Source organism: Xenorhabdus doucetiae (genome assembly GCF_000968195.1).
GTDB lineage: Bacteria > Pseudomonadota > Gammaproteobacteria > Enterobacterales > Enterobacteriaceae > Xenorhabdus > Xenorhabdus doucetiae.
Window position 1 is genome coordinate 2198352 of the sequence record NZ_FO704550.1, and the last position, 23485, is coordinate 2221836.

22 protein-coding genes are annotated in these 23485 nt (G+C 42.1%); 11 read left to right on the forward strand and 11 right to left on the reverse strand.

The window, feature by feature from the left end; genetic code table 11:
* A complete protein-coding gene (locus XDD1_RS09875) occupies positions 1 to 1197 on the reverse strand; it encodes an MFS transporter (RefSeq protein WP_045970786.1) in 1197 nt (398 codons plus the stop codon).
* A 160-nt stretch (positions 1198 to 1357) separates the two neighbouring features.
* On the opposite strand from XDD1_RS09875, the gene XDD1_RS09880 reads away from it, so the two are divergent.
* On the forward strand, positions 1358 to 2104 hold the full coding sequence (locus XDD1_RS09880) for a class I SAM-dependent methyltransferase (RefSeq protein WP_045970788.1): 747 nt from the start codon (positions 1358 to 1360) through the stop codon (positions 2102 to 2104).
* Between the two features lie 55 nt (positions 2105 to 2159).
* Here the strand turns inward: XDD1_RS09880 and XDD1_RS09885 are convergent, their stop codons facing one another.
* The 3 genes from XDD1_RS09885 to XDD1_RS09895 form a co-directional block, all read right to left on the reverse strand.
* Positions 2160 to 3653: a trypsin-like serine peptidase gene (locus XDD1_RS09885; RefSeq protein ID WP_045973454.1), complete on the reverse strand. Its 1494-nt coding sequence runs from the start codon at positions 3651 to 3653 to the stop codon at positions 2160 to 2162.
* Between the two features lie 188 nt (positions 3654 to 3841).
* On the reverse strand, positions 3842 to 6898 hold the full coding sequence (locus XDD1_RS09890; RefSeq protein WP_045970790.1) for an autotransporter domain-containing protein: 3057 nt from the start codon (positions 6896 to 6898) through the stop codon (positions 3842 to 3844).
* 552 nt (positions 6899 to 7450) lie between these two features.
* Entirely contained in the window at positions 7451 to 8233 is a 783-nt protein-coding gene (locus tag XDD1_RS09895) for a helix-turn-helix transcriptional regulator (RefSeq protein ID WP_045970792.1), read from the reverse strand.
* Between the two features lie 119 nt (positions 8234 to 8352).
* Here XDD1_RS09895 and XDD1_RS09900 point away from each other — a divergent pair, with 119 nt between their 5' ends.
* Complete coding sequence (locus XDD1_RS09900; protein ID WP_045970794.1) at positions 8353 to 9759, forward strand: MFS transporter; 1407 nt, start codon at positions 8353 to 8355, stop codon at positions 9757 to 9759.
* 24 nt (positions 9760 to 9783) lie between these two features.
* The gene (locus XDD1_RS09905) at positions 9784 to 10209 is read left to right on the forward strand and encodes an N-acetyltransferase (RefSeq protein ID WP_197540984.1); all 426 of its coding nucleotides are present in this window, start codon (positions 9784 to 9786) and stop codon (positions 10207 to 10209) included.
* 225 nt (positions 10210 to 10434) lie between these two features.
* Here the strand turns inward: XDD1_RS09905 and XDD1_RS09910 are convergent, their stop codons facing one another.
* Together XDD1_RS09910 and XDD1_RS09915 are read right to left on the reverse strand one after the other, a co-directional pair.
* Positions 10435 to 11031: an NADPH-dependent FMN reductase gene (locus XDD1_RS09910; RefSeq protein WP_045970796.1), complete on the reverse strand. Its 597-nt coding sequence runs from the start codon at positions 11029 to 11031 to the stop codon at positions 10435 to 10437.
* A 46-nt stretch (positions 11032 to 11077) separates the two neighbouring features.
* Entirely contained in the window at positions 11078 to 11941 is an 864-nt protein-coding gene (locus XDD1_RS09915; RefSeq protein WP_045970798.1) for an EamA family transporter, read from the reverse strand.
* Between the two features lie 149 nt (positions 11942 to 12090).
* Here XDD1_RS09915 and XDD1_RS09920 point away from each other — a divergent pair, with 149 nt between their 5' ends.
* Positions 12091 to 12576 carry a MarR family winged helix-turn-helix transcriptional regulator gene (locus tag XDD1_RS09920; RefSeq protein WP_045970800.1) on the forward strand — a complete coding sequence of 162 codons (486 nt, stop codon included), beginning with the start codon at positions 12091 to 12093 and terminating at the stop codon, positions 12574 to 12576.
* Between the two features lie 52 nt (positions 12577 to 12628).
* On the opposite strand, the gene XDD1_RS09925 is transcribed toward XDD1_RS09920, so the two are convergent.
* Together XDD1_RS09925 and XDD1_RS18635 are read right to left on the reverse strand one after the other, a co-directional pair.
* Entirely contained in the window at positions 12629 to 14647 is a 2019-nt protein-coding gene (locus XDD1_RS09925) for a TonB-dependent copper receptor (RefSeq protein ID WP_045970802.1), read from the reverse strand.
* 115 nt (positions 14648 to 14762) lie between these two features.
* Complete coding sequence (locus tag XDD1_RS18635) at positions 14763 to 15149, reverse strand: DUF2946 domain-containing protein (RefSeq protein WP_231854383.1); 387 nt, start codon at positions 15147 to 15149, stop codon at positions 14763 to 14765.
* 200 nt (positions 15150 to 15349) lie between these two features.
* Between XDD1_RS18635 and XDD1_RS09935 the strand changes: the two genes are divergently transcribed.
* From XDD1_RS09935 to XDD1_RS19960, 4 genes are all read left to right on the forward strand, one after another.
* A complete protein-coding gene (locus XDD1_RS09935) occupies positions 15350 to 16681 on the forward strand; it encodes an aspartate aminotransferase family protein (protein WP_045970804.1) in 1332 nt (443 codons plus the stop codon).
* 96 nt (positions 16682 to 16777) lie between these two features.
* Complete coding sequence (locus XDD1_RS09940; RefSeq protein ID WP_045973460.1) at positions 16778 to 17179, forward strand: ASCH domain-containing protein; 402 nt, start codon at positions 16778 to 16780, stop codon at positions 17177 to 17179.
* 186 nt (positions 17180 to 17365) lie between these two features.
* Complete coding sequence (locus tag XDD1_RS19955; protein WP_231854384.1) at positions 17366 to 17860, forward strand: MFS transporter; 495 nt, start codon at positions 17366 to 17368, stop codon at positions 17858 to 17860.
* A gap of 99 nt (positions 17861 to 17959) precedes the next feature.
* Positions 17960 to 18526, forward strand: coding sequence for an MFS transporter (locus tag XDD1_RS19960; RefSeq protein ID WP_231854385.1), 567 nt, complete (start codon positions 17960 to 17962; stop codon positions 18524 to 18526).
* Here XDD1_RS19960 and XDD1_RS09950 read toward each other — a convergent pair.
* Together XDD1_RS09950 and XDD1_RS09955 are read right to left on the reverse strand one after the other, a co-directional pair.
* The gene (locus XDD1_RS09950; protein ID WP_045970807.1) at positions 18523 to 19434 is read right to left on the reverse strand and encodes a LysR family transcriptional regulator; all 912 of its coding nucleotides are present in this window, start codon (positions 19432 to 19434) and stop codon (positions 18523 to 18525) included. The two genes, XDD1_RS19960 and XDD1_RS09950, sit on opposite strands and share 4 nt — an antisense overlap.
* Positions 19427 to 20062, reverse strand: a complete 636-nt coding sequence (locus XDD1_RS09955) for a GrpB family protein (protein WP_045970809.1) — start codon at positions 20060 to 20062, stop codon at positions 19427 to 19429. The genes XDD1_RS09950 and XDD1_RS09955 overlap by 8 nt, the downstream gene beginning before the upstream one ends.
* Positions 20063 to 20138: 76 nt before the next feature.
* Here XDD1_RS09955 and XDD1_RS09960 point away from each other — a divergent pair, with 76 nt between their 5' ends.
* The 3 genes from XDD1_RS09960 to trxA all read left to right on the forward strand — a co-directional run bounded on the left by XDD1_RS09960 (position 20139) and on the right by trxA (position 22734).
* On the forward strand, positions 20139 to 21242 hold the full coding sequence (locus XDD1_RS09960) for an alkene reductase (RefSeq protein WP_045970811.1): 1104 nt from the start codon (positions 20139 to 20141) through the stop codon (positions 21240 to 21242).
* Between the two features lie 29 nt (positions 21243 to 21271).
* Positions 21272 to 22324 carry a serine hydrolase domain-containing protein gene (locus XDD1_RS09965; protein ID WP_045970813.1) on the forward strand — a complete coding sequence of 351 codons (1053 nt, stop codon included), beginning with the start codon at positions 21272 to 21274 and terminating at the stop codon, positions 22322 to 22324.
* A gap of 89 nt (positions 22325 to 22413) precedes the next feature.
* Positions 22414 to 22734, forward strand: a complete 321-nt coding sequence (gene trxA / locus XDD1_RS09970) for a thioredoxin (protein ID WP_045970815.1) — start codon at positions 22414 to 22416, stop codon at positions 22732 to 22734.
* 314 nt (positions 22735 to 23048) lie between these two features.
* Here the strand turns inward: trxA and XDD1_RS09975 are convergent, their stop codons facing one another.
* Entirely contained in the window at positions 23049 to 23411 is a 363-nt protein-coding gene (locus XDD1_RS09975; protein ID WP_045970817.1) for a cupin domain-containing protein, read from the reverse strand.
* Positions 23412 to 23485 lie beyond the last annotated feature (74 nt).

Consider the following 23485-nt stretch of genomic DNA (forward strand, 5'->3'; position numbering starts at 1 on the left):
TTAATGACGTCGATTAAGTGACAATGTCACCAATAGATCTATGAGTGATAACCCAATCGCCACGATAAAACCGCTTCCCAGTATTATCGTCGTTCTCGTGGTGCCGTGCTGTGTCAGCAACATCGTGGCGATTGGCAGTAAAAACAAAATGGTCAGATTATTGAGGCTTTCTGAGATCGCCAATATTTGGCCTTTTTCCTGTTTTGCCCGATTCGCCAGAATCGACGTGCTTATTGGAGCAGCAAGGCCAAGCGTGTACCCCCATAACATCAGGCAACCCAAACTAAAAAGTAAAGACAGGGGCAATAACATAAAGGCAGAACAGGTGATGAAAAGTAAGACTATGGCCAACAAAAGTATGCACTCCTCTGTGAGATTCAGGTGCCTTACCATACTGACGGACAGGTTACCCAAACCAAGCCCGATACCCAATGCGGAAACAGAGAGACCAACCGCGCCGGTTGCCAGATCATAATGGTGTCTTAAGACCTCGCCAGCCAATAGAAAAGCAGATACTGCCGTGCCATTCCAAAGCCCTTTGGCGATAAGGGGGCGTATCAAGTGGCCTTGGCTTATCCATTGAAATAGGGCTGTTTGGCGAACTGTTTTTAAGGTATTCGATTTTCGGGCATTCATCTGATCTGGAATGAATTTTTTGCTTGTGACATAGAGCAAAAGAGATCCTGCTGCGCTCACCCAAAATGGCACCTGCCAATAAAATAATTCGGTTAAGATACCGGCAAAAATAGGACCTGTTACGATTCCGGCAGTCATACCCAGCATGACGACGCCCATCGCTGGCGCTTGTTTGTCAGGCGGAAAAATATCTGCCACCAACGCAAAAATAGTCGGAATCAAAGCGGCAGAAGCAACACCACCCAAAATACGCAATCCGACGGCAATTTCCAGGTTGGGCGCTATCGTTAATGCTAATCCATCCAAAAAAAGAAACAGCAAAGATGCCCGTAATAATTTGTGTTGGTTGATCCGATTAGATAACCAACCAAAAAACGGTGCGGCAAGTGCGTAGGCGAGGGCATAACCCGATACCAGCCAGGCGGCTTTATCTGTGGTTGTTTTAAACGCATCTGCTAACGGCTTGAGCATAGGTGATAACATAAATTCCGTCGCACCAATGAAAAATACAATGAGTGAAAATATGAGCAACATCATAGGCAAAACAGCACGGGGTGGCATTTAAGCCTCCTTCGATATAAAAATAGGGTTGGTAAAATCTGATGAAAGTTTCGGGGGTATGTTCAGTGTTGAAAATAGGGTGATGGCATGAAGAAAAAACAAGGTTCTGAGGAAAAAATCAACGCAGTGATATTAAGTAAGATACTAAGGATTGTTAAATATGGCAATTGACCGACTTTATCAAGACAGTAACTTAGCCCAGTTTTATGATTTCGATAACGAATGGACGCCAGATTATGAGTACTATGTCGAACTCGCCAAAAATGCCCATGCTATTTTAGATCTGGGTTGTGGTACTGGCAGGCTCACTAATCAAATTGCCCTGACTTATCCCGATAAAGTCGTTTTTGGCAGTGATATTGCAGGCTCCATGCTGGATATTGCCAAATCCAAGCCAGCCGGATCACAGATCACTTGGGTACAATCCGATGCCAAGCAGTTGGCATTGTCTCAGAAGTTCGACTTAATCATTTTATCCGGCCACGCTTTTCAAGTGTTTTTAACTCATCAAGAGCGAGTTGCCGTACTTAAACGTATTGATGAACACTTGGCCGAAGGCGGGAAATGTATCTTTGACAGCCGTAACCCTTTAGCAAAAGAGTGGTTAACTTGGACAGAGGCCGAATCTAAGCGTCAGTTTACCCATCCAACATTAGGCCCGGTCTTGGCGTGGAATGATTTTCGAACTGATGATGCGACGGTGATTTATGGCACGTATTACCAAATAGTAAACAGTAAGCAAGAATATCGGGCATTTTCAGCCATTACTTTTGCCAGCTTTACTGAGATTGAGCAAGCATTGGCTGACGCAAATTTGATTGCGGCCAACGTATTCGGTAACTGGCAAGAAGAGGCTTATCATGATCAGGCAGAAGAGATGATTTTTATCGTCAGGAAGAATAAATAGCATATAAAGAAAAACTCACTGCCAGCTTTTGCTAACAGTGAGTTAATGAGTTTATTTACTTAGCAATAGTTGCTTCAATATCAAGCATATCAATCGGGCTGGCATTTTTTGCCATATCTTCACCGTAGGCGCAAACACGCCACGGAGCCTTAGATTTCTCCAACAATATCATTGGCCTCCAAGGGTAACTATAATCCGTTTTGTCGTCGCAATGGGTTGTCGCTTTAGGCCCATATTTAATTTTTACACCAGAGATTTCATATGGACGAGTGCTGACGGTGATACGCCAAACGTCGCCAAAATCATCCTTATTTAACGTGGGCTTAATTGCTGGTGGAGTATTATCGATTTCTCGTAACATGACAGAGGCATCTTTTGTTTTTTGCCATTGGCCACCATTATTCTGGTGAATAACGCAGAGCTTATAGATCCCCTCTTGGTTAGGAACTTGCATGTTTTGGAGTGGGTTTGGGTTCGCTGGAGTGGAAGCACTGTATCCCGCTTCATCAGTACAATCTACCTCACTGATTAAACCGGTTTTATATCGAATATTCTTAACATTAGCGCCTTCCTTAATAACGATATCCCATTTGGCTTTTTCGCCATTATCAGGATTGACGCCCTGAGTGACCCAAGATGACCAAGGCAAACTTCTCTCCAGAATATTGCCACTGTCATTATCGAGTTTTGAAAGGTCGAGCTTGCTGTCGTTGGTCAACGCATTAGCAATATTGTTTACGGGGATGAAATAGCTGGCCCCTTCGGTTGAAACACCTTGATTGTTTTCGATAGTACAAGGTCTGTTAGATCCACAACCAATCATGCCCGGTGTAACTGTTGTATTAAGTACACCAATCACGTCGGTTTTATCTGTTTCAAAAACAGGAGAGCCAGATGTTCCACCCGCGACACCGGCACAATTAACCGAGAAAACCGGTGCCCAAATCCACGGAGAGCCGCCTTCATACAAAACGGGTGACTTTCCGGTGATGTTGCATTCAGACTTTCTGAGATAAGCGTAATTATAATTAACGCCATTGACAGGAATATGCGTTAACACAATCGGTTGATGTTTCATCTCAAGGTTTTTCTTCAGTTTCAAAGGGTGATAACCTTTTTTCACCAAATCGCCATACGTTGCATCCAATTGTAAAACCGCAATATCTTCATGTTTCATCGTTGAATATAAAATACGGTTGACTTTTATAGGCGATAATTCCTCTTTCTTATCAATGAAGTAATCCGGCGTATACCGCCAAAATTCAGGGGCTGGCTGATCAACTATCACATCATTTGTGCCGACATTGCTATCTACACAATGTCCGGCGGTGAGGATCAATGCGGGTGTATCTTTATTGGGTGCATTTTCAGCAGAAATCAGGGTTGCCGTACAATGTGAAACACCATTAAATTTACCAACGGTTCTAAATTTTTCAGCATCGGGATCGGTTGATTTTATCAATGGGGCACCATTGTTATTTAACGCTAAAGCACTTGAACTGGCTGAAACAGAAAACAAACTGATTAATAAAATTTTTCGATAAGTCACAATTTCCTCCTCTATATTGGCTTGATGACTAAAACTCATTATCCAATTTAATCATTATTCAGTGCTACCGACGTGATTTGTACCAGAATGGAGACAAAAGCCATGCAAAAAAAGCCATAAAAAAACTCACTGCCTGCCATTGCACGCGGTGAGTTTTTGTTATCAAGGAGATGCACAATTTTTACTGATTAAAATTTCCAATTGGCATTCAGGAACACACCATTATCCTTATGGTTGCCTGATAAAACACCGTTATATCCCAGTGACAGTTTAGTATTTTCATTAATGTCCAGTTCCGTACCAGCTTTAATGACGGCAGCATCACGTGATGCTGCAACACTGTTGACAGTGAACGTTGCATGGCTATTGCTGAAACTTAATTGGGTGCCACGGTCAACATTGCCGAACTGATGTTGCCAACCTAATTCACCATAGACGCCGACAGTCACTTCGTTTTCAGTCTGCCATCTTTGATCAACACGTAAACCTAATGTGGAGAAGGTTGCATTTTTCGATTGTTTCTTACCGTTCAATGCAGCGGCACCACCATGTTCATGAATGCCATCATTCCGGAAGTAAACATAAGACAGGTTAGCGAACGGTTCCAGATTCAGCCCGGATGTATTAATTCCGTAAGCCGCCTCAGTAAACAATTGACCCGTTTGAGCACCGTATTTTGCTTTCAGGTTGTCGGATTGGCTGCCAAAAGCCACTGAACGTTTGGTGTCAAAACGATGCCAACTGTAGGCTGTACCGGCACGTAATGCCAAAGCATCAATCTGCTTGCTACCGTATAGCGCCAAATGGAAATTGTTACTGCGTGCTGAAGTGTTAACGCCACCATTCAAAGAAGAACGGGTATATCCGGTAGCGACACCAAGCCGCCAATCATTACCCAATTCTTTATCCGCGCCCAGTAACACACCGTAATTGGATACACGGTAACCCGTGACTTCACTGTTACCATTCGCCCGTTGCCAGTTACCGATGATTTGCCCCCAGGCCCCGTTTTTATCCACTTTGATATTCTGTTCGATCGTCCCGCCATCAGCCTGACGCAAACGGCTATTTAACGTATCGCGCAGATAGCGGCTACTGTTGATTTGTGCCGCAGCGATATCAGCATGGATCTGTCCGGAAGACAGTTGCTGGAATGCTTGGCTAGCTTGTGTTTCTGTGTCCAGCAGCAAAATACTTTCATAAACCGGATGCCCTAAATTCAGCTTATCCGCAGCATCCGCTACAGCGCGTTCATTAGCGGTCGTTGCCAAACTGGTGAATGTTGTGGCGTTGCGTTTGATGTCCAGCATCACGCGATTGGGTTGGTAACTCAACTCAGTACCAATAAATAAATAGTTTGGTACTACCGTAGTAAATTGACCATCGATACCCTCGTTTGCTTGCAGGATATTATATTGCTGACCCAGCAAGCTACGGACTTCTTGTTTCGATAACAGATTTCTGCTGTTTTCTAGCATAACTTGCACTTTACCGCCTTTCAGATTTGCCAGGCCATTGCTGATAAGACGATGACTATACCCCTGGCTATTTGGTGCAACTTCTACCCGATAACGGGAACCCGTTTGGAAGGTAACATTACGATCAACGTTCAATGTACCGCCGGCTCCCCAACTGCCTGGTGCAATACTGGCACCGGCATTAGCCATGATTGAACCGACCGTACCATTCCCGCCAAGCGTGGCGCCATCCTGCACAGTAACATCCGACGTGATGGAACCGCTGACCTGCAAACGGCCTTGTTCTACCAACGTTGGCCCTTTATAGGTGCTATTCTTACCGGCAAGTTCAAGTGTACCGTCACCGATTTTCGTCAATCCACCGTGACCGGCGATATCATTGCTCCAACTATCATAAGCACACTCAATGCTGTCACAGATTCGTTCTACCGTCGTACCTTCCTCCACGATAGCGCCGATACCCGGAATATTGGCAGTAAACTGAGTTTCAGAATAAGAACCGGGGATATAATATTTCTTGGGAATATCCTTTTCGGTGATAAACATTTTGGGGCCATCAATCGCCTCTTTCAGGTTTAGCATGCCCCAACCATACATGTCATCCAATCCAGGCTCACCCAAATCGGTTGCCGTGGTTTTTAGGACATCAGAGATTTGCCCGGCTGTCATGTAGGGAAAGCGTTGCATCAAGACCGCCGCCGCTCCGGCCACATGGGGTGATGCCATTGATGTACCGGTATAGGCTTCATAGGTCGGATCAATCGTCAACTCGCCATTTTCGAAAGCCTCTTCATCGATTTTTCCATCAACTTTAGAGACGAAATCGCCTGTACTGCTGTAAATTTTTGTGCCTGGTGCGGATAAACAGTAACTGGCAGTATAGCCACAGCTCGTTGATGAGGCGTTAATCTCATTTTCTCTGGTCAGGTTGGCCACGCTGAGGTAGTTTTTCAACGCGTCAGGGAAGAAGTAGGGCATACCCGCATGTAACCAAGTGACGTTATAGTTATTGGCATTTCCCGCAGCAAAAACCACTAATTTTCCCTGACGTGCCGCCCGCAATAGACCCGCACTTCTCGTTATATAGTCATCAACTTCCGGGATTGGGGAACGGCTTAACCGATCCAAATCATTTTTAATCGGTGTGACATAATTAATGACATCTTGCAGTTTGACCTGATAATATTTAACCGTTCCATTCGCCCACCGTTTAGGTTTCCCGAATTCATCAACCTCATAATTAGGACGAACACCCCAACTGTTATTAATAACGCGGGCGTTACTCTGGATCATAGCTTCTGTGCGGTTATAGGGATTTTGCAGGTATTTCCCGGTAATCAAACCCGCATCAAATGCCACGCCGTGCATCTCTTTTCCATCCCGATTTGCTGCAATGATCCCTGAAACATGGTTACCATGAGCGCCAAAACTGATAATCCCGGTATTGCTGTTTATATCGTAGCTCCAGGGATCATCTGGACTCAGAATTTTCAGTTTTCCTGCAAATTCAGGATGATGGGTAACGGCTTCATCCAAGACACCAACATTAATGCCTTTTCCCGTGTAACCACGAGCGTAAGCATAATGAGCACCAATCGCGGCCAATCCCCACTGCTGATTAAACTCATCTGATAGCCAACTATTTGGTGAGTTTTTCTTGCCCTGTTCCTGATATTCAGTCGCCGCCATTGAAGCGCTGACAGGTAATAATCCCAAAAATAATGTCATCCACAAAAAGTTCGGCCGTGCCGAATTGTTTTTCTTCATAATAGAGGTTCCATTTTTTAAAATTTTAATAAAACCGATAATTAAATTTCAATAAGTAGGTCACGATGAGATTGCCCTATATTCTCGACCGACTATAGGACAATGCAAACCGTAATATTCTCTACCTACGAGCTGCTATAGCATAATAATTAAACCCAAAATGCAAGGAAAAATATTAACTTTCTTATAACCATTTTATAACAAATTAAAAATCATATAGATAACGCGCATCATCTTGATCTCTCTTCAAGGTGATGTAATTACGGTATATTACGTATTGATTGGATGTTAATTGTTATTAATATGTTATTTTTTATGAAGATACTTGGTTGTGACAATTACTTAAATGATGGTTTATTTATTGTCGTTTTTATCGAATGATTTTGTAAAAAGTTTTTATGTTAATTAATCAGGAAAGTTGATTTTTAATAATTGCTATTTATATAAAAACATTATCCAACCTATAATAAATATTGTTTTTTACAAAAAGTAATTTCAAATTAAATATTTTTATTTCACCCATCTACTAATAAATGGGTGAAAATGATTTGGCTATCTTTTGGCATAAACAATCAAACGTAAATGCCTTTCTACATCGGTAACCATTGACGTGTAATCGAAAGTGATTGTTTGTCCATTCACATTTAGTTCTCGTACCCCATTACACGGTTCATAGATTTCATGTCTATGCCACATAGCATAAAAGTCAGGTGATATTTTAAGTAACTTATTCACAAGCTCTTGAATATAACTGTCTTTAGCAGCAAGAACATAATCACGCCTAAAGCTAGCCAGTAAACGATAAGCATCTCGTTCCCAGTGAGAAAAGAGTTCGCGATAATATTCATTGGTAAATAATAACCACAAAAAATTACGCTGTTCATCTTCAGCTTGACTGAAACGAAAGCACTTATCTGCTGGTTGATTAAAGGCCAAAATATCCCAATGCAAATTCAGCACATAAGTTAGGTGAGGGGATAAGTCATTCATAAGCCGTTTGATCAATGGTGAAACAACGCACCAGGTTTGCCCGGTTTCGGCAGGTTCACGCGTGTGTGCCAGTAAGTATAAATGCCTGCGTTCAGCGGTAGTCAGCTTTAAAATTTTGGCAAGATTATCTAAAAAAGCAGCGGATACGCCAATTTCACGGCCTTGTTCCAGCCATGTATACCAAGTTACGCCAACACCCGCCAAAGCGGCTATTTCTTCACGCCTTAATCCTGGGGTACGACGACGCCCGATATGCGGCAACCCAACGGATTCAGGGCTGATACTTTCTCTTTTAGTGCGTAAAAAGTTGGCTAACTCAGTACGAGATCTTTTCATTTTTGTCATGAATTTCAATCCATTACTTTTAGTAATAGTATAAGTGGTTAAATTGTAACAGGCTAACAGGGTGATTAAAATCTGTTTATCTCAAACATCGTATTTCAAACATTGTGAGGATTTGTATCATGACCAAAAAGGATTATTTAGCCTTATCAGTTTTGTTATCAGCCGGATTTGTGACTATTTTTGATCTTTTCGTTGTCAACGTTGCCATTGCCAATATTCAATTACATTTACAGGCAAATTTATTCCAGATAACGCTCGTGATCGTAATCTATGAAATTGGCTTTGGTTTATTGCTGATTACAGGAGGGCGCTTAGGTGATTTATTTGGCCGCAGGCGATTGTTTCAGTTAGGAGTACTTGCTTTTACTTTGACATCATTGCTGTGTGGTCTTGCACCAACAACCACTTTTTTGATTTTTGCCCGGTTTTTGCAAGGATTATCAGCAGCCCTGTTATTTCCCCAAGTTTATGCCAGTATCCGTGTCAGCTTTGATGATGATAATCGCCGTCGCGCATTCGGTTTATTGGGCATGACTTTAGGTTTTGCTGCCATTGCAGGCCAAACTCTGGGAGGATGGATGATTTTCATCAATTTATGGGACTTACAATGGCGCTCAATTTTTCTGGTTAATGTTCCCATTGGTTTATTGGCGTTAATTTTCTCTGGTTACCTCAACGAAAGTATTGCCCAGGAAAAAACGGAATTAGATTTATCTGGGGTGGCGCTTTCCAGCATGGGTATTTCTGCTTTGTTGCTGCCACTTTTGGTTGGGTCAACATTGGGCTGGCCAGTATGGTGCTGGGCACTACTCTTTTTGGCTTGCCTGATGCTGTTACAATTTATCCGCCATGAAAAACGTTATGTCGCGAAAGGAAAAACACCACTATTCAATTTTGACTTATTAAAAAACAAACAATTTAGCTTAGGTTGTTTATTGGTTTTATTTGTCTATTCCACTTCCAGTTCATTCTTCCTTGTTTTTGCTTTATTTTTACAAAATGGGTTAGGTTTTAACGCATTAGATGCAGGTTTGATTTTTGCCCCTGCAAGCATAGGGTTTGTTTTATCTTCACTCAATGCCCCTTATTGGGTTAAGCGCGTTGGCGGTAAAGCCATTATGGCCGGAGGCTTACTCTATATGCTCTCCTTCATTGCCCTGATTGTTGCCATTAATTCACTATTACCGGCAAATTCATCAATAACTGCATCGTTATTTGTGATCGTGCCAATTCTTATATTGCTTGGATATGGGCAAGGTTTTGTCATGACGCCATTGCTCAATATTGTTTTGGCTTTTGTTAACATGAAATTTGCAGGTATGGCATCAGGGGTGATTGCGACTTTGCAGCAAATTGGTGCCGCGTTTGGTGTTGCTATCGTTAGCATGTTAGTGCAATGGCATTTTACCGAAATAGATACACCGTCGTTTGTTACGTACCAAAATGCCTTTGTCCACAGTATGCTTTACAATGTCATAGCCACTTTTATTGCATTTTACTTATTGAGAAAATTACACCGGAATTAGAGTTATTACGGGGGACAACAAAAAGTGATCAGATCATTTACCGAAGCAGATATGGACGCGGTTCTGTCTATTTGGTTAGACGCCTCCATCAAGGCTCATCATTTTGTGGCGGCTGAATTTTGGCAATCACAAGTCAATAACATGAGAAATACCTATATTCCGGCTTCGGAAGTTTACGTCTATGTACAGGGTTCTCAGGTTACCGGTTTTTATGCGCTGCATGGAAATAACTTAGCCGCAGTTTTTGTTTCACCAGATAAACAAGGGCAGGGAATAGGAAAAGCATTAGTGAATGACGCCAAAAATCGAAGAACTGAACTCACGTTATCGGTTTATCAGCAAAACCAAGCCAGTTATGAGTTCTACTTATCGCAGGGATTTGATGTTGTCAGCGAGGAAATAGATAAGAACACGGGATGCCAAGAGTATTTTATGTGTTTAAAAAGATAGAGAGCTTGTATTAAGTCTCTGCCTGATGATTAATTAACCCGACAGATCGAAATAAAAGCGAATTGTGTTTCCTTATTAAACAAAAGTGCCAAAAATACGGGGTACTGTGTTTTTATACAGTTTTGGCGGAATCGGTGGTTTTTTCGGTGAAATTATCTCCGACCGTTGACTTCTCGGCTCAAATTTTTGAGCCGAGACTGATATATCAGGAACAGAATATATTACTTACATACCATACGGATAATTTTGACTCTCTTCGCCAACATCTTCACGAACTTGCTTTAATGCTTTGGTATAAGATTTAAGTAGTTTCAGCGTATAGTTAACGCGGTTTTCAAATGCCTCATCGTGACAAATCAACTCGTTTGAAATCAAATTTTCCCCCTGACGGAAAATCAGATGATCAGGCAAGAAGCAGACATGGTTATTTTTAAAACCGGTCATGCGTAATTCGCAAAGGGGGTAAACACCGTTAATTCCACCGGATACACTCGTCAATAATGCAGGCTTATGGCCTAATTCTGCGACAGAACAATGTAATAAAAAGTTCTTCAATGCCGGCGTTGCCATTCCATGCCATTCTGGCGTCACCAGAATAAATGCTTCACACTCTCTCAAGTAGGGTGCAATTGCCTGCCAAGGGTGAGACTCTGCGGAGATATCCGTTGTATAACCATCGTGTAATGGCAATTCTGCTTTGGAAAGATCCAGAAGCGTTATATCAGTAAATCCATGCTCATAACTCAATTTCTGCAAATAACAAGCGACACGTTGGCTGTGAGAATCGGGGCGTTGACTGCCTGAGATGATAGTAAGTTTCATTGATTTTCCTGTTATTTTTTACTCGATAATGATTATGTTGGTTTTTTTATATTTGATTGCGTGGAATAGAAAGCCAAACAGCGATAATAATGGTGCATGCTCCAAGCAGTTGCAGCAAGGAAAATGTTTGTTTTAGAAACAAATAGCCCAAAATACAAGCGGAAAGGGCACTCAGAAATCCCAAAAAAGAGATTGTCACAACAGGTAACTTTTCAATTCCGCGAAACCAAATAATGTAAGAAAATACGGCGCCAACCAGGCATAAATAGCTGTAACTGAGAATATTGGTCACAGTAAGATGTTGCGGCAGACCTTCCATGTAAATAGCGACGGGCAATAACATCAATCCCCCAAAAGTTAATTGCCAGCCAGTAAAACTGAGCAATGATAAGTTAGTTGGGCGGTGCCAATATTTAGTCAGTACAACCCCCAAAGACATGCAGCCACATCCCGCTAAACCTGCAATAACGCCTTGCCAATTTAAGTGGGTGGTTGAATTCAAGACCAATAAGCTGATCCCGATAATGCCCAATATTGCCGAGATAGTGTGTTTTATGGTGAGGGAAGTTTTTAATAGACAGGTGCTTAACAAGATAACAATAATGGGTTGGCAAGCCACGATGAGTGACGCCGTTCCACCAGGTAGATATCCCGCCGCAACAAAGAGAAAATAGAAGAAAGCCCCGATATTGAGCAGGCCTAATACCATAATACGTAACCACCAGATCCCTTTGGGTGCGGTACGGCAAATCAACAGTAATAATATACCGGCAGGTAACGCCCTGATGGTAGAAGCCAGCAGAGGCATATTCGGTGGTAATATTTCTGTTGTAATAATGTAAGTACTTCCCCAAACAATCGGAGCCAACGCAGTCAGCAGGATATTCCGGATAAATCTAATTTCTGACATTTTTTCACCTTGTATATCAGTTCATTAGTACCTCAATTTAAATGTATCATCACGTAAAGTATCTTTACGTAAAGATAAATTAAAATAATAGCCTAACCGATTTTTATCAAGTATCTTTTTGTCGAAATAAAATGAATAGGGAAAAAGGCATGAAGTACGATCACGTTGACCGATTATTGATGCAGTGGGAACAGCAACGCCCAGACCTTGATCCGTCGTCAATAGGCGTTATTGGACGGCTATGCCGGATAAACAAAATTGTTGAACAACGCTTGCAACATGCTTTCAAAAAACATGACCTTAGTGGCATAGAGTTTGATATCCTTGCGACACTGCGTCGTAATAACACGCCAGTCACACCAACCGAAATGTATCAATCCGTCATGTTGACTTCCGGAGCCATGAGCACACGTATTGAACATATGGTGCAGCGAGGATTGATTGAACGTATTGCGAATGAAAAAGATCGACGTAGTTGCAAGATTTTTCTGACGCCAAAGGGAAAGGCATTGATAGATAAAGCCGTGGAAAGCCATTTGGAAAACCAAGAAGCAATTCTCGAACCACTGACAGACACTCAACAAGAACAGCTTGCAACCCTGTTGCGGGATTGGTTGCTGGCGAATGAATCTTAAAAAATTCGCCCTGACATCAGCCAGGGCGAAATAGGTTTAAGCGTAGAGAAAATTAGAACTTCACATTAACTCTTGCCCAGTAAGTACGACCCGGTTCGTTGACCATCGTGTCACCGGAATAACCAAAGTCCTTATTTCCCGCCAAGTTAAGGTGCTCGCTGTAATTTTTATCAAAAATATTGTCAATACCGGCACTGATCTGAACATTTTTGGTCACCTGATAGGCTGAGTTCGCCGATAGGATGGCGAAGCCTTTGCTGCTATCAAAATCTTTGCCGACCACGTTACCCTCATTGATGGCTACCCGATGCTGGCTGTTGACCAGACGCAACAAACCGCTGCTCGTCCAATCACCCTGTTCCCAAGTCAGGCCAAAACGGGCTTCCAACGGTGGGATTTGCGGCAGTGGACGATGGTTAGTCGTATTTTGCGCCCAAGAGTACGCCAGGCTGGCATCGGTTTTCCAATGATCGTTGAACTTATAAGCCACACCCGTTTCTCCCCCCATAATGGTCGCATTCACGTTGTGGGCGGATTTTTGTCCATAATCAAACAGGATAAAATCATTCACTTTACCGACATACGCGGATATCCAACCTTTCAATTGGTCATCGTTATATTGCGCACCAATATCCAACTGGGTGGTTTTCTCAGTTTTGATATCCTTGAACGCATTTCCGCCCGCTTTACCTGAAAACAACTCCCAATAATCAGGAAAACGCTCGGTATGACCCACACCGGCATAAAACATTACAGGAACATCTTTCAGATTATGTTCAAACCGAATAAAGCCGGCAGGGAGGGTTTCCTTACGCTCTTGTTGGGTCACATATTTATATACTGTCGCACGATCTAAACGCACCCCACCAATAACTTTACTCTGTTCAGTGGCATCCCAGGTTAATTCACCAAAAATACCGTAATCACGAAAACGGGCATCTTTCTTCCAGCCAGTTTCTTTCGATTTCATATCATGATCAGCGTTGTTACGACGAATATTCGTCTGCATATCTGCACCGCTCTGTAACTTGAAATCTTCCCAGATCCAAGTTCCCATCATACGGCCACCCATTGTCAGGCGATCGGGTTCTGAGATCATTTTTCCCATTTTTGAATGACGCATGGAATAGCTATCCATCACATGGTCGGTGTAGTTGTAATAAAAATTGGTTTCAAATTTATCAAACACTTCGCCAATATTGGATTTCTCAAAACGCACACCAAAACTTTTACGCTTAAATTGTGCACCATCCATCATACGTGTGGCGTAACGTGCCTCACCATCACCTTGTCCAGCATTTAATTCCAGTAACGTATTTTCATCAGGTGTCCAGCCCAATGCGATATCGGTATTCCATTTATCCCAGCGGGAAGGAACGCGGTTACCATCACCATCTTTATAATCATTGGAGCGGGATTTGTTACCAATCAGGCGGATATACCCTTGTTTGTTGCCAATACTGAGATCGGCATTACCATCCCAACGACGATTAGAACCAATCACTGTGCTGACATTACCTTGAGCGCCAACGTGTTCAAACTGAGGGCGAGTGCGCTCGAAACGGATCGTTCCCGCTGAATTACCCGGTCCCCAAAGTACCGTTTGCGGGCCTTTAACCAGACTCAGGACATCATAATTCTCTGGTGAGATATAGGAACTTGGTGCATCCATACGCCCGCCACAAGAACCGAGAATTTCGCTGTCATCAATCAACATTCTCAGACGGGAACCAAACATGCCACGGAATACCGGATCGCCGTTAGTTCCCCCGTTACGGATCTGGGAAAAACCAGGAATAGTTTTCAGGTAATCAGAACCGTCACTGGCTGGCACGGGTTGGCGAGGCGTTTTCAGTGAAGAAGCAACCTCAAGCGGTGAAGTTGCCGGGGCGATTACGGTTATCACCGTTTCGTCAACATTATTAACGTGATATCCATCTTTTGTTTCTTTGCTGTGTTCCGCATTGGTAGCAGCCCAACCACTGGTTGGTATAGCGAGTGCGATAACCAAAGCGGCGGTCAGAGGCGATATACGCAATAACGGTGTAGTAGATAATTGTGTAGTAGACATAAAAAATCCCTTAACTAGCAACAAATTCCGGTTTTGGAATTTGTTTGAAAAATGACTGACTTGCTGTACAAACTGCGTAAAGCAAGGAAAAAATGATTTATTTCAAATAATCAGGCTAATTAAGGGGTGGGGCGCGGGGTTGTGATTCACCGTAGAACAGCCGAATAATTGGGCCAGAGAAGCGCAGTACCGGTGGTGCCCTGGACACAATGAGTGTCAGTAAAATAAAAGGAACAAAATCGCCTGCCAATAGCGGCAGATTAATCAAAAGCTGGCAGTAACCACAAGCGATATCATCCATCAATCCCATATGGATATGATCTGCACCATGATGATGATTCATGGTGTGTGCTTTTATTCCTTCACGGGAGTGCTCCAGTGTTTTTGATACCACCGGTGCAATGAACAACATCAGAATCGCCAGTAAAGCGATAATGGCAGGTGTTCGACGTTGTGATAGGTGAAAAAGAGATAACAAGCTAATGATCCAGATCAGTTTCACGATTGGAAGCTAATCTTACTGCATTTCGGGTGGAGATTGTTAAAATATTTTGGATTATGCCTGCCTGTGCTTATGTTAATTTTTATCCAAATCCCGACGTTCACCAAATGAGCTTGACTAATGATTTAATAATTGAGATTTAACTTGAGTCTCGTTTCACTGCAAGCGCTTTGTGAAAACCTTGTACGAGGAGTTAAAAAATGTCAGATAGAAATTATTTTCAAACACTGAACCTTAAAGCACATTGGATGCCTTTCAGTGCTAATCGTCATTTTCAACAAGATCCACGTTTAATTGTCTCAGCGGAAGGAAACTGGCTGGTCGATGATCAAGGCCGGCGTATTTATGACAGCTTATCAGGATTGTGGGCGTGCGGGGCAGGTCATTCACGCACTGAAATTCGTCAAGCCGTCTCAGAACAACTGGGAACATTGGATTATTCCCCTGGCTTCCAATATGGCCATCCATTGTCATTTAAGCTGGCCGATAAGATTGCCAGTCTTATGCCCGATGATTTGAATCATGTATTTTTCACCAGCTCAGGTTCAGAAGCAGCCGATACCGCCGTGAAAATGGCTCGTGCTTACTGGCGAATTCAAGGGCAACCAGCAAAAACTAAATTTATCGGTCGGGCGCGCGGCTATCATGGTGTCAATATCGCAGGAACCAGTCTTGGTGGTATTGGCGGTAATCGCAAAATGTTTGGTCAGTTTATGGATGTTGACCATCTGCCACATACATTACAACCTAACATGGCTTTTACTAAGGGAATGCCATCTGCTGGTGGCCCTGAACTGGCAGATGAACTACTGAAACTGATTGAACTGCATGACGCCAGTAATATTGCGGCGGTTATCGTCGAACCACTTTCTGGATCGGCTGGTGCTATTATCCCGCCACAAGGTTATTTACAACGTTTGCGGGAAATCTGTACCCAACACGATATCTTGCTGATTTTTGATGAGGTCATTACCGGCTTCGGGCGTTTGGGGTGTTGGAGCGGTGCTGAACATTTTGGTGTCACGCCAGATATCCTCAATTTCGCTAAACAAATTACTAACGGGGCTATTCCTCTGGGAGGCGTTGTTGCGTCCAGCAAGATCTACGATGCTTTTATGTCGCAGCCTCTACCCGAACATATGATCGAATTCAGCCACGGTTATACTTATTCTGGTCATCCGGTTGCTTGCGCAGCCGGGTTAGCTACCTTGGAACTATTGGAAAAAGAAAACCTGCCTCAACAAGCTGCGGAATTAGCTCCCCATTTTGAACAAAAACTACATGCCCTGAGGCACTGCCCAAACGTCGTGGACATTCGTAACGGCGGGCTGGTAGGTGCAATTCAAATTGCCCCGCGGGATGGCGATACCGTTGTCCGGCCTTTTGATGCCGGTATTGCATTATGGAAAGCGGGTTTTTATGTCCGCTTTGGTGGTGATACGTTGCAATTTGGCCCCATGTTTAATGCCAAAGCTGATGATCTTGATCGTCTGTTCAATGCAGTGGGTGATGTTTTGCACCAAATTCAATAAGGGAAATTCCCTTTAATTTTATGGGCGGGGTATTTTGGCCGCCCAATAATAACCGTACGGGTATTAAAAGATAATATGAAAACAACAAACAAAGTTATGACGTTAATTGAAAACAAATATCCAAAAGCAGGGCGTTGGGTATTTGGTGATTCTCCTGCAATGCAGGATGAATTAACTGAGTTGGTGACCAAAGGGATAAAAACGGCGACAGCTTGCTCATTTCATTCTTACTCTTGTGATCCAGAAACGATTGGCCATCATTATATTGTCTTTGATAGTCGGGAAAATCCGGTTTGTGTTGTCAGGATCACTGCCATGCACCTGATGAAATTTTCAGAAATGACCGCAGAACTTGCCTGGAAAGAAGGAGAGGGAGACAGAAGCCTCCTTAACTGGCAATTAGAGCATCAGCGTTTTTTTGAGCGCGAGGGGACTTTTTCATCTGATATGGAAATTGTCGTGTTCGAGTTTAAAGTTGTTGAAAATATTCTCTCATAAATTTCATCTTATCTGACCTCCCTAAACAAAAATCCATCCTATTGCCGCAATATTGCGGCTTCAAATCCATAGAAAAAATCATTGAAGAAATTTTGTCTACAGACAGTAGACAAAAGTATCCTTCTGTTTTTATTCATGATTTGTCATTATTTTTCTTACCTTTTCAAAATCAAATAGATTGCCACTATGCAAAATAAAAACTCTCTTATGTTGTTGACCTTATCAATTGCCGTTTTTGGCGTTATTACTACTGAAATAGCTGTGATTGGGTTACTGCCACAACTTGAAACTCAACTGCATGTGACACCCACTCAGGTGGGATTTCTGGTTGGTATCTATGCCATTGTCGTCGCTGTCACGGGGCCATTTATTACTTTGCTGCTTTCTGGATATAACAAAAAGTATGTTCTTCTTACTATTCTCCTTATTTTTGTCGTTTCCAACCTGATTTATGCCATGACAGATATTTTTAATTTAATGCTGTTATTCAGAGTTCTTCCCGGACTGGTACATGCGGTTTTCTTTGCTGTTGCCCTTGTGATTGCAGCAAATTCTGTTCCTAAAGAAAAAAGTGCGGGTGCCACAGCAATCGTTTTTGCCGGCGTTGCGGTTGGAATGGTGTTGGGAATGCCCATGAGTTCATTTATCGCAGAATATCTCTCACTGAGTGCAGCGTTTTAATTTAGTGCTGTTATTTGTTCACTGGCTTTCGTTGGTATTTTATGGTTTGTTCCTTCTCTCCCCGCGACAAATAACCGTATCAATATCGAACAATTAAATGTGCTGCGAAAGGGGGAATTATGGCTGGCCATTGTTACCGTGATATTGATTTTTTCTGCGATGTTTTCAAGTTTCAGTTATATCGCTAACTATCTTGCAAAAATTACCCAGTTTGATCATGACCTTATCAGTATCATTTTAATACTCTTTGGAGTTTGTGGATTTATCGGTAACTTCATTTTTAGCGGTTTTTTGCAAAAAAACCTTGTTATTACAACTTATGCTTATCCTATCTTGTTAATTTTACTTTATCTCCAAGTGTGGTATTGGGGGTTTTCACCCATAGCGATGTGTATACTGACGATTTTCTGGGGTGGATTGCATTCTGCGGGTCTGGTCGTCAGTCAAACGTGGCTTATGCAGGAAGCCAGCGAAGCACCAGAGTTTGCCAACAGCCTTTACATTTCTTTTTCAAATTTGGGCATTACCATTGGCTCTATAACTGGCGGATGGTTTCTTTCACAATTCGGCGTAGATACGATTGTTCTGAGCAGCATCCTTTTTGCTTTAATGGGCTTTATTAGCATTTACATTAAAGGCCATTTAAAAAACCATTGTGGAAATTAATCCAATAAACCGTTTTCTGCCATTTCCATCAAAGTATCTACAACATAGCGTATTTTGGGTAATAATTGACGGTTTTGCGGCCACAGAGCGCTGATCGGGGTTTCTATACCTGAATATGCTTGTAATACTTCTTTAATTTCTCCATTTTCAAGGTGTTTTCCTACCATCCATAATGGCAGTTGAGCAAAGCCACATCCTGCCAATACAGCGGATAACATGGCATCTCCATCAGCAAATTCATAAGTTGCTGGTGGAGTGTAACGTTTTATTTTTCCGCTCTGCTCCTTTAACAACCAAGATATAGGCTGATTCCTGCGAAATCCCACAATACATTGATGTTGGTTCAATTCTTCGGGAATTTGGGGTTCATTTCTGGCAGATAAATAATCCGGTGCAGCACAAATAACAAGTTTTTGCGTCGTTAACCTACGGGCAACCAAACCACTACTGTCAGAAAGTTCGCCGATACGTATGGCAAGATCAATGCCTTCTTCAATTAAGTCAACAAAGCGCTCACTGAATGAAACGGTCAGGGACAGATCAGGGTAATCACGAGCTATTTTCAAAAGGGCAGGGAGTATGCGTTGGCGACCAAAAGCCGCCGGCAAATCGATGCGGAGCCGCCCTGAAGGATGAGCAATATGTGAAGTTAGCACAGATTCAGCTTGTTCGAGAATATCAATGACACTCTGACAACTTGTCAGGAAGGATTTTCCATCAGGCGTCAAACTCAAACGACGTGTTGAGCGTTGAAACAGCTTGATGCCTAAGCGATCTTCAAGCCGGCCGACACTTTTTCCTACCGCTGATTTGGTCAACCCAAGACGTTCTGCTGCCGCAGTGAAACTTCCTAGCTGTGCTGTTGTAACAAACTCTGTTATCCCAGAAAAATGATCCGTTCTACGCATAATGAGAAATATCTAGTTCGGACAAACAATTATCTATGTTATTAAAAATCTTTTCATAGATATCCTTAATCACCTGATTTTTATTATTGTTGTAATCCATAACATGCACTGCGCCTTCAATTGCCGCTAGTTTCGCTATCTCATAGCGTTGTCTATCATTTTCATGATTTCGCAACCAGTTACGGAAGAGAAGGTGGCGAATATATTCTGGGCAGTGCTCACCAAATATATGCAAATTTACCCGCGGTGAATCGAGCCTCAGCATTCGATGCTGATACCAAGAAGGTTCTCTTATTCTTAATACGTACCCTAATTTTTCGAGAGCAGGGATGTAGTCTATTTCTTGGCTGGGATCTGCAACAATTAAATCGATATCAATAATGGGTTTTGCGGGTAAACCAGGCACGGCTGTAGAGCCGATATGCGCAATACTAATAATTTTCTCTTGCAATTGTTGCTGGATTTTATTTTTTTCTTCGTTGTAAATATTATCCCATTCGGTATCGTAAGGAACGACAATAATAGGCTCTGGTATCCGTTTAATGCCGTTAACCCACGGGTTTTCATTCGGATCTCCTTTACAAAAAGACATAATAAGAGGTTTGAGGGAAACTAATTTATCCGACATACATACATTTCTCCGTTTGGAAATTAACTAAGTTAGTGTACAACAATGAATGTCAATATTAAAAATAGGAAATATTATGACTGATAATAGTATTCGAACCGATCTTTTCTCACCGACCAAATTAGGTGAAATTGAGCTTGCCAATCGTATTGTTATGGCACCTTTAACCCGTGGTCGTATGAATGAAGAGGGAGTCCCGAACGAACTTAATATCACATATTATGTTCAGCGCGCGAGTGCCGGTTTGATCATTTCAGAAGCAACCAATATTTCAGCGCAGGGGCGCGGTTATGCCATGACACCGGGTATCTGGACAGCAGATCAGGTAGCAGGATGGAAAAAAGTGACCGATGCTGTTCACGCTGCTGGGGGAAAAATTGTGATGCAGTTGTGGCATGTCGGTCGTTGCTCACACGTTTCTCTTCAACCAAATGGAGAAGCGCCGGTAGCACCATCGGCGATTAAAGCAGATGGTAGTGTTTATACCCGCCGTGGTATCGAAGAAGCTTCTATGCCACGAGCACTCAGAACCGATGAAATACCGGATATTATCGAACAATATCGGCATGCAGCAGAATGTGCTAAACGTGCAGGGTTTGATGGTGTAGAAGTCCATGCGGCTAACAATTATCTGCTGGAACAGTTTTTACGTGATTCAACTAACCATCGCAACGATCAATACGGTGGTTCAATTGAAAACCGAGCAAGATTGATTCTCGAAGTGGTTGAAGTTGTGGCACATATTTGGGGTGGCGGTCGAGTTGGAATTAGATTGTCCCCAGTCACCACAGAGGTAGGGAACACACCACTTGATAGTCATGTGATGGCAACTTATCGCTATTTGATTCAGCAATTAAATAAATTCAAGCTGGCTTATCTCCACTTTGTTGAAGGAACTACAGGAAAAAGCCGTGATGTTCCTGAAGGTATTGATCTGGATATACTCAGATCATTATTCGACGGCGCTTATATCGGCAATAACAATTATGACCTTGAAATGGCGATATCCCGTCGAGCGGAAGATAAGATTGATGCAGTTGCATTCGGACGCCCGTTCATTTCCAATCCCGATTTGGTAGAACGCCTACGTTACGGAATTGAACTGGTTGATGCGAATAATGACACTTATTACGGTAATGGGGCCAAAGGATATACCGATTGGTTGAAAATGAATGATTAATCTTTTACGGAGATGGTCTTAGCTAGATTATGAAAAACAATCCCAAAATCATTAAAGCACTAGAGGAGCTTTTAACACCATTCGATAAAAATGCTCCCGGTGTTGTATACATGGCTAAATATGATAACGGATTAACTTATCAAGGTTCTGTAGGGTTAGCTTGCTTAGAATCATATAAACCACTTTCAATAGACAGCATATTTAATATTGCCTCAGTTTCAAAACAATTCACTGCATTTGCGCTTCTATTATTAGAAAAGGACGGTTATCTATCGTTAGGTGATTCAATCATAAAGTTCCTGCCTGATTTAGGTAATTATGCAGAGACAGTCACTTTGCGCCACTTAATCTATCATACTGGTGGACTAGTCGATTATATGGAGCTGGCTGAATCAGTTGGTATTAGTGAACAAGATCCGTTGACAATCGAACAATCACTGCGTCATTTGTACGCGCAATCTAAAGCTGTATTTTCCCCAGGAACAGCATTTGAATACAGCAATACCGGATACTTTTTATTGGCTCAAGTGGTTGAAAAAACCAGCAAGATGAGACTCAGTGAATTCAGCCAAGAACATATCTTCAAACCTCTTGGGATGAAAAATACATTTATTGTTGACGAATATCCAATAACTGTTGAATTTGCACGTGCCTATAGTCAAGAAGGGCGGCTTTTTGAATCTCCCTGGACACATACTGGTGATGGGGCGGTACACACAACGGTTGGCGATCTCATGTTATGGGGAGAAAATCTATCTCATGGTAGGGTTGGCGGGAAAGCATTAGTCCAGCGTATGACTCAAGTATTACCAGAAACAACATTGACTGGAGATATCGTTAAAAATCATGAATCTTATGCATTTGGCTTAGAACATAACAACCACTTAGCAGAGCCGAGTTTGGAGCATTCCGGCGAATGGGCAGGTTACAGAGCTTATTTTATGCGTTTTCCAGATTCACATTTAACTATTGCTGTCTTGGGCAATCAGGAGATCATTGATACTCAAGCGTTAAGTTATAGGATTGCCGAGATATTGATAAACCAGTATATACACTCACCACAAAACAAATATTCAATATAATAATTGAATATATTGCCAGGAAGGTTTAGGATGACACTTGATATCGCAGTTTTTTATGATTCTTATAAATCAATTAGATAGAGGTTTTTATGAGTGCCTTAATTGAATTAACTGAAGATAATTTTGACAGCATCATAAGTACAGAGGGCGTGTGTGTGGTGAGATTCTGGGCACCATGGTGTGGACCATGCCGAATGGTTGCACCGATATTCAGTCAGCTTTCGGCTGAAATGCAAAAAAATGCTACTTTTGCTGAGATCAATATTGATGAGGCTCAAGAAGTCGCAATGAAATACGGTATCCGTAGTATCCCGACAACATTAGTTTACAAGAATGGCCAGCCTGTCGATTCTCTGGTCGGCGTTGCTTCTTTATCACAGTTTAAAAACTTGGTTTCAAGTAATCTGTGATTTTTGCAGATAGAACTTATGGTTACTGGCCCTGTTGTGTATACACGGGCCATTTATATAGAAAGAATCGGCCTTGAATTTGGTGGTTACAGTTTGTGGTTTGGTAACGTCACGAATACCTTTCGATCATGAAAAGAAGAAGAGAAGGGCAAATTCATAATGTTAGAGATAACTCATTAGGTTTCCTATGCAGAATTATCTTGAGTATCACTAAATTTAACATAATATAGATTGTGCGAATCTAACCTATAGTAGCAGCAGGACCGAATATTATTCGACCCTGTATATTATTTAAATTTAAACATTATTTATGATTAAATCCAAACATCATTGTTTGCAGTCCGCTTCCCACCTTCATGACCAGTGTTTAGGATGCCACGAGGCTCAATAATCATAATCTGAGTTTCGATATCGGCGCTGGTCTTATGCTCTATGCCTCGTGGAATAACATACATTTCTCCCGCAGCTAGCAGCACGTTACCATCATGAAAATCGATTCTTAAAATACCATCTAGCACAATAAAAGCCTCATCTGTCTCTGAATGAGTATGCCAGATAAAATCACCTTCAATTTTTACCACCTTAAATTGATAGTCATTCATCTCAGCAATTACTTTAGGTTGCCATTGTTCAGTAATAAGGGATAATTTATGTTTTAAATTAATAGGCTGATGCATTATTAGACTCCTTCTTAATGAAGAGCCTATCATATTAGATGATGTGGAAGAGATCTTGAACGATCGTGCAACTT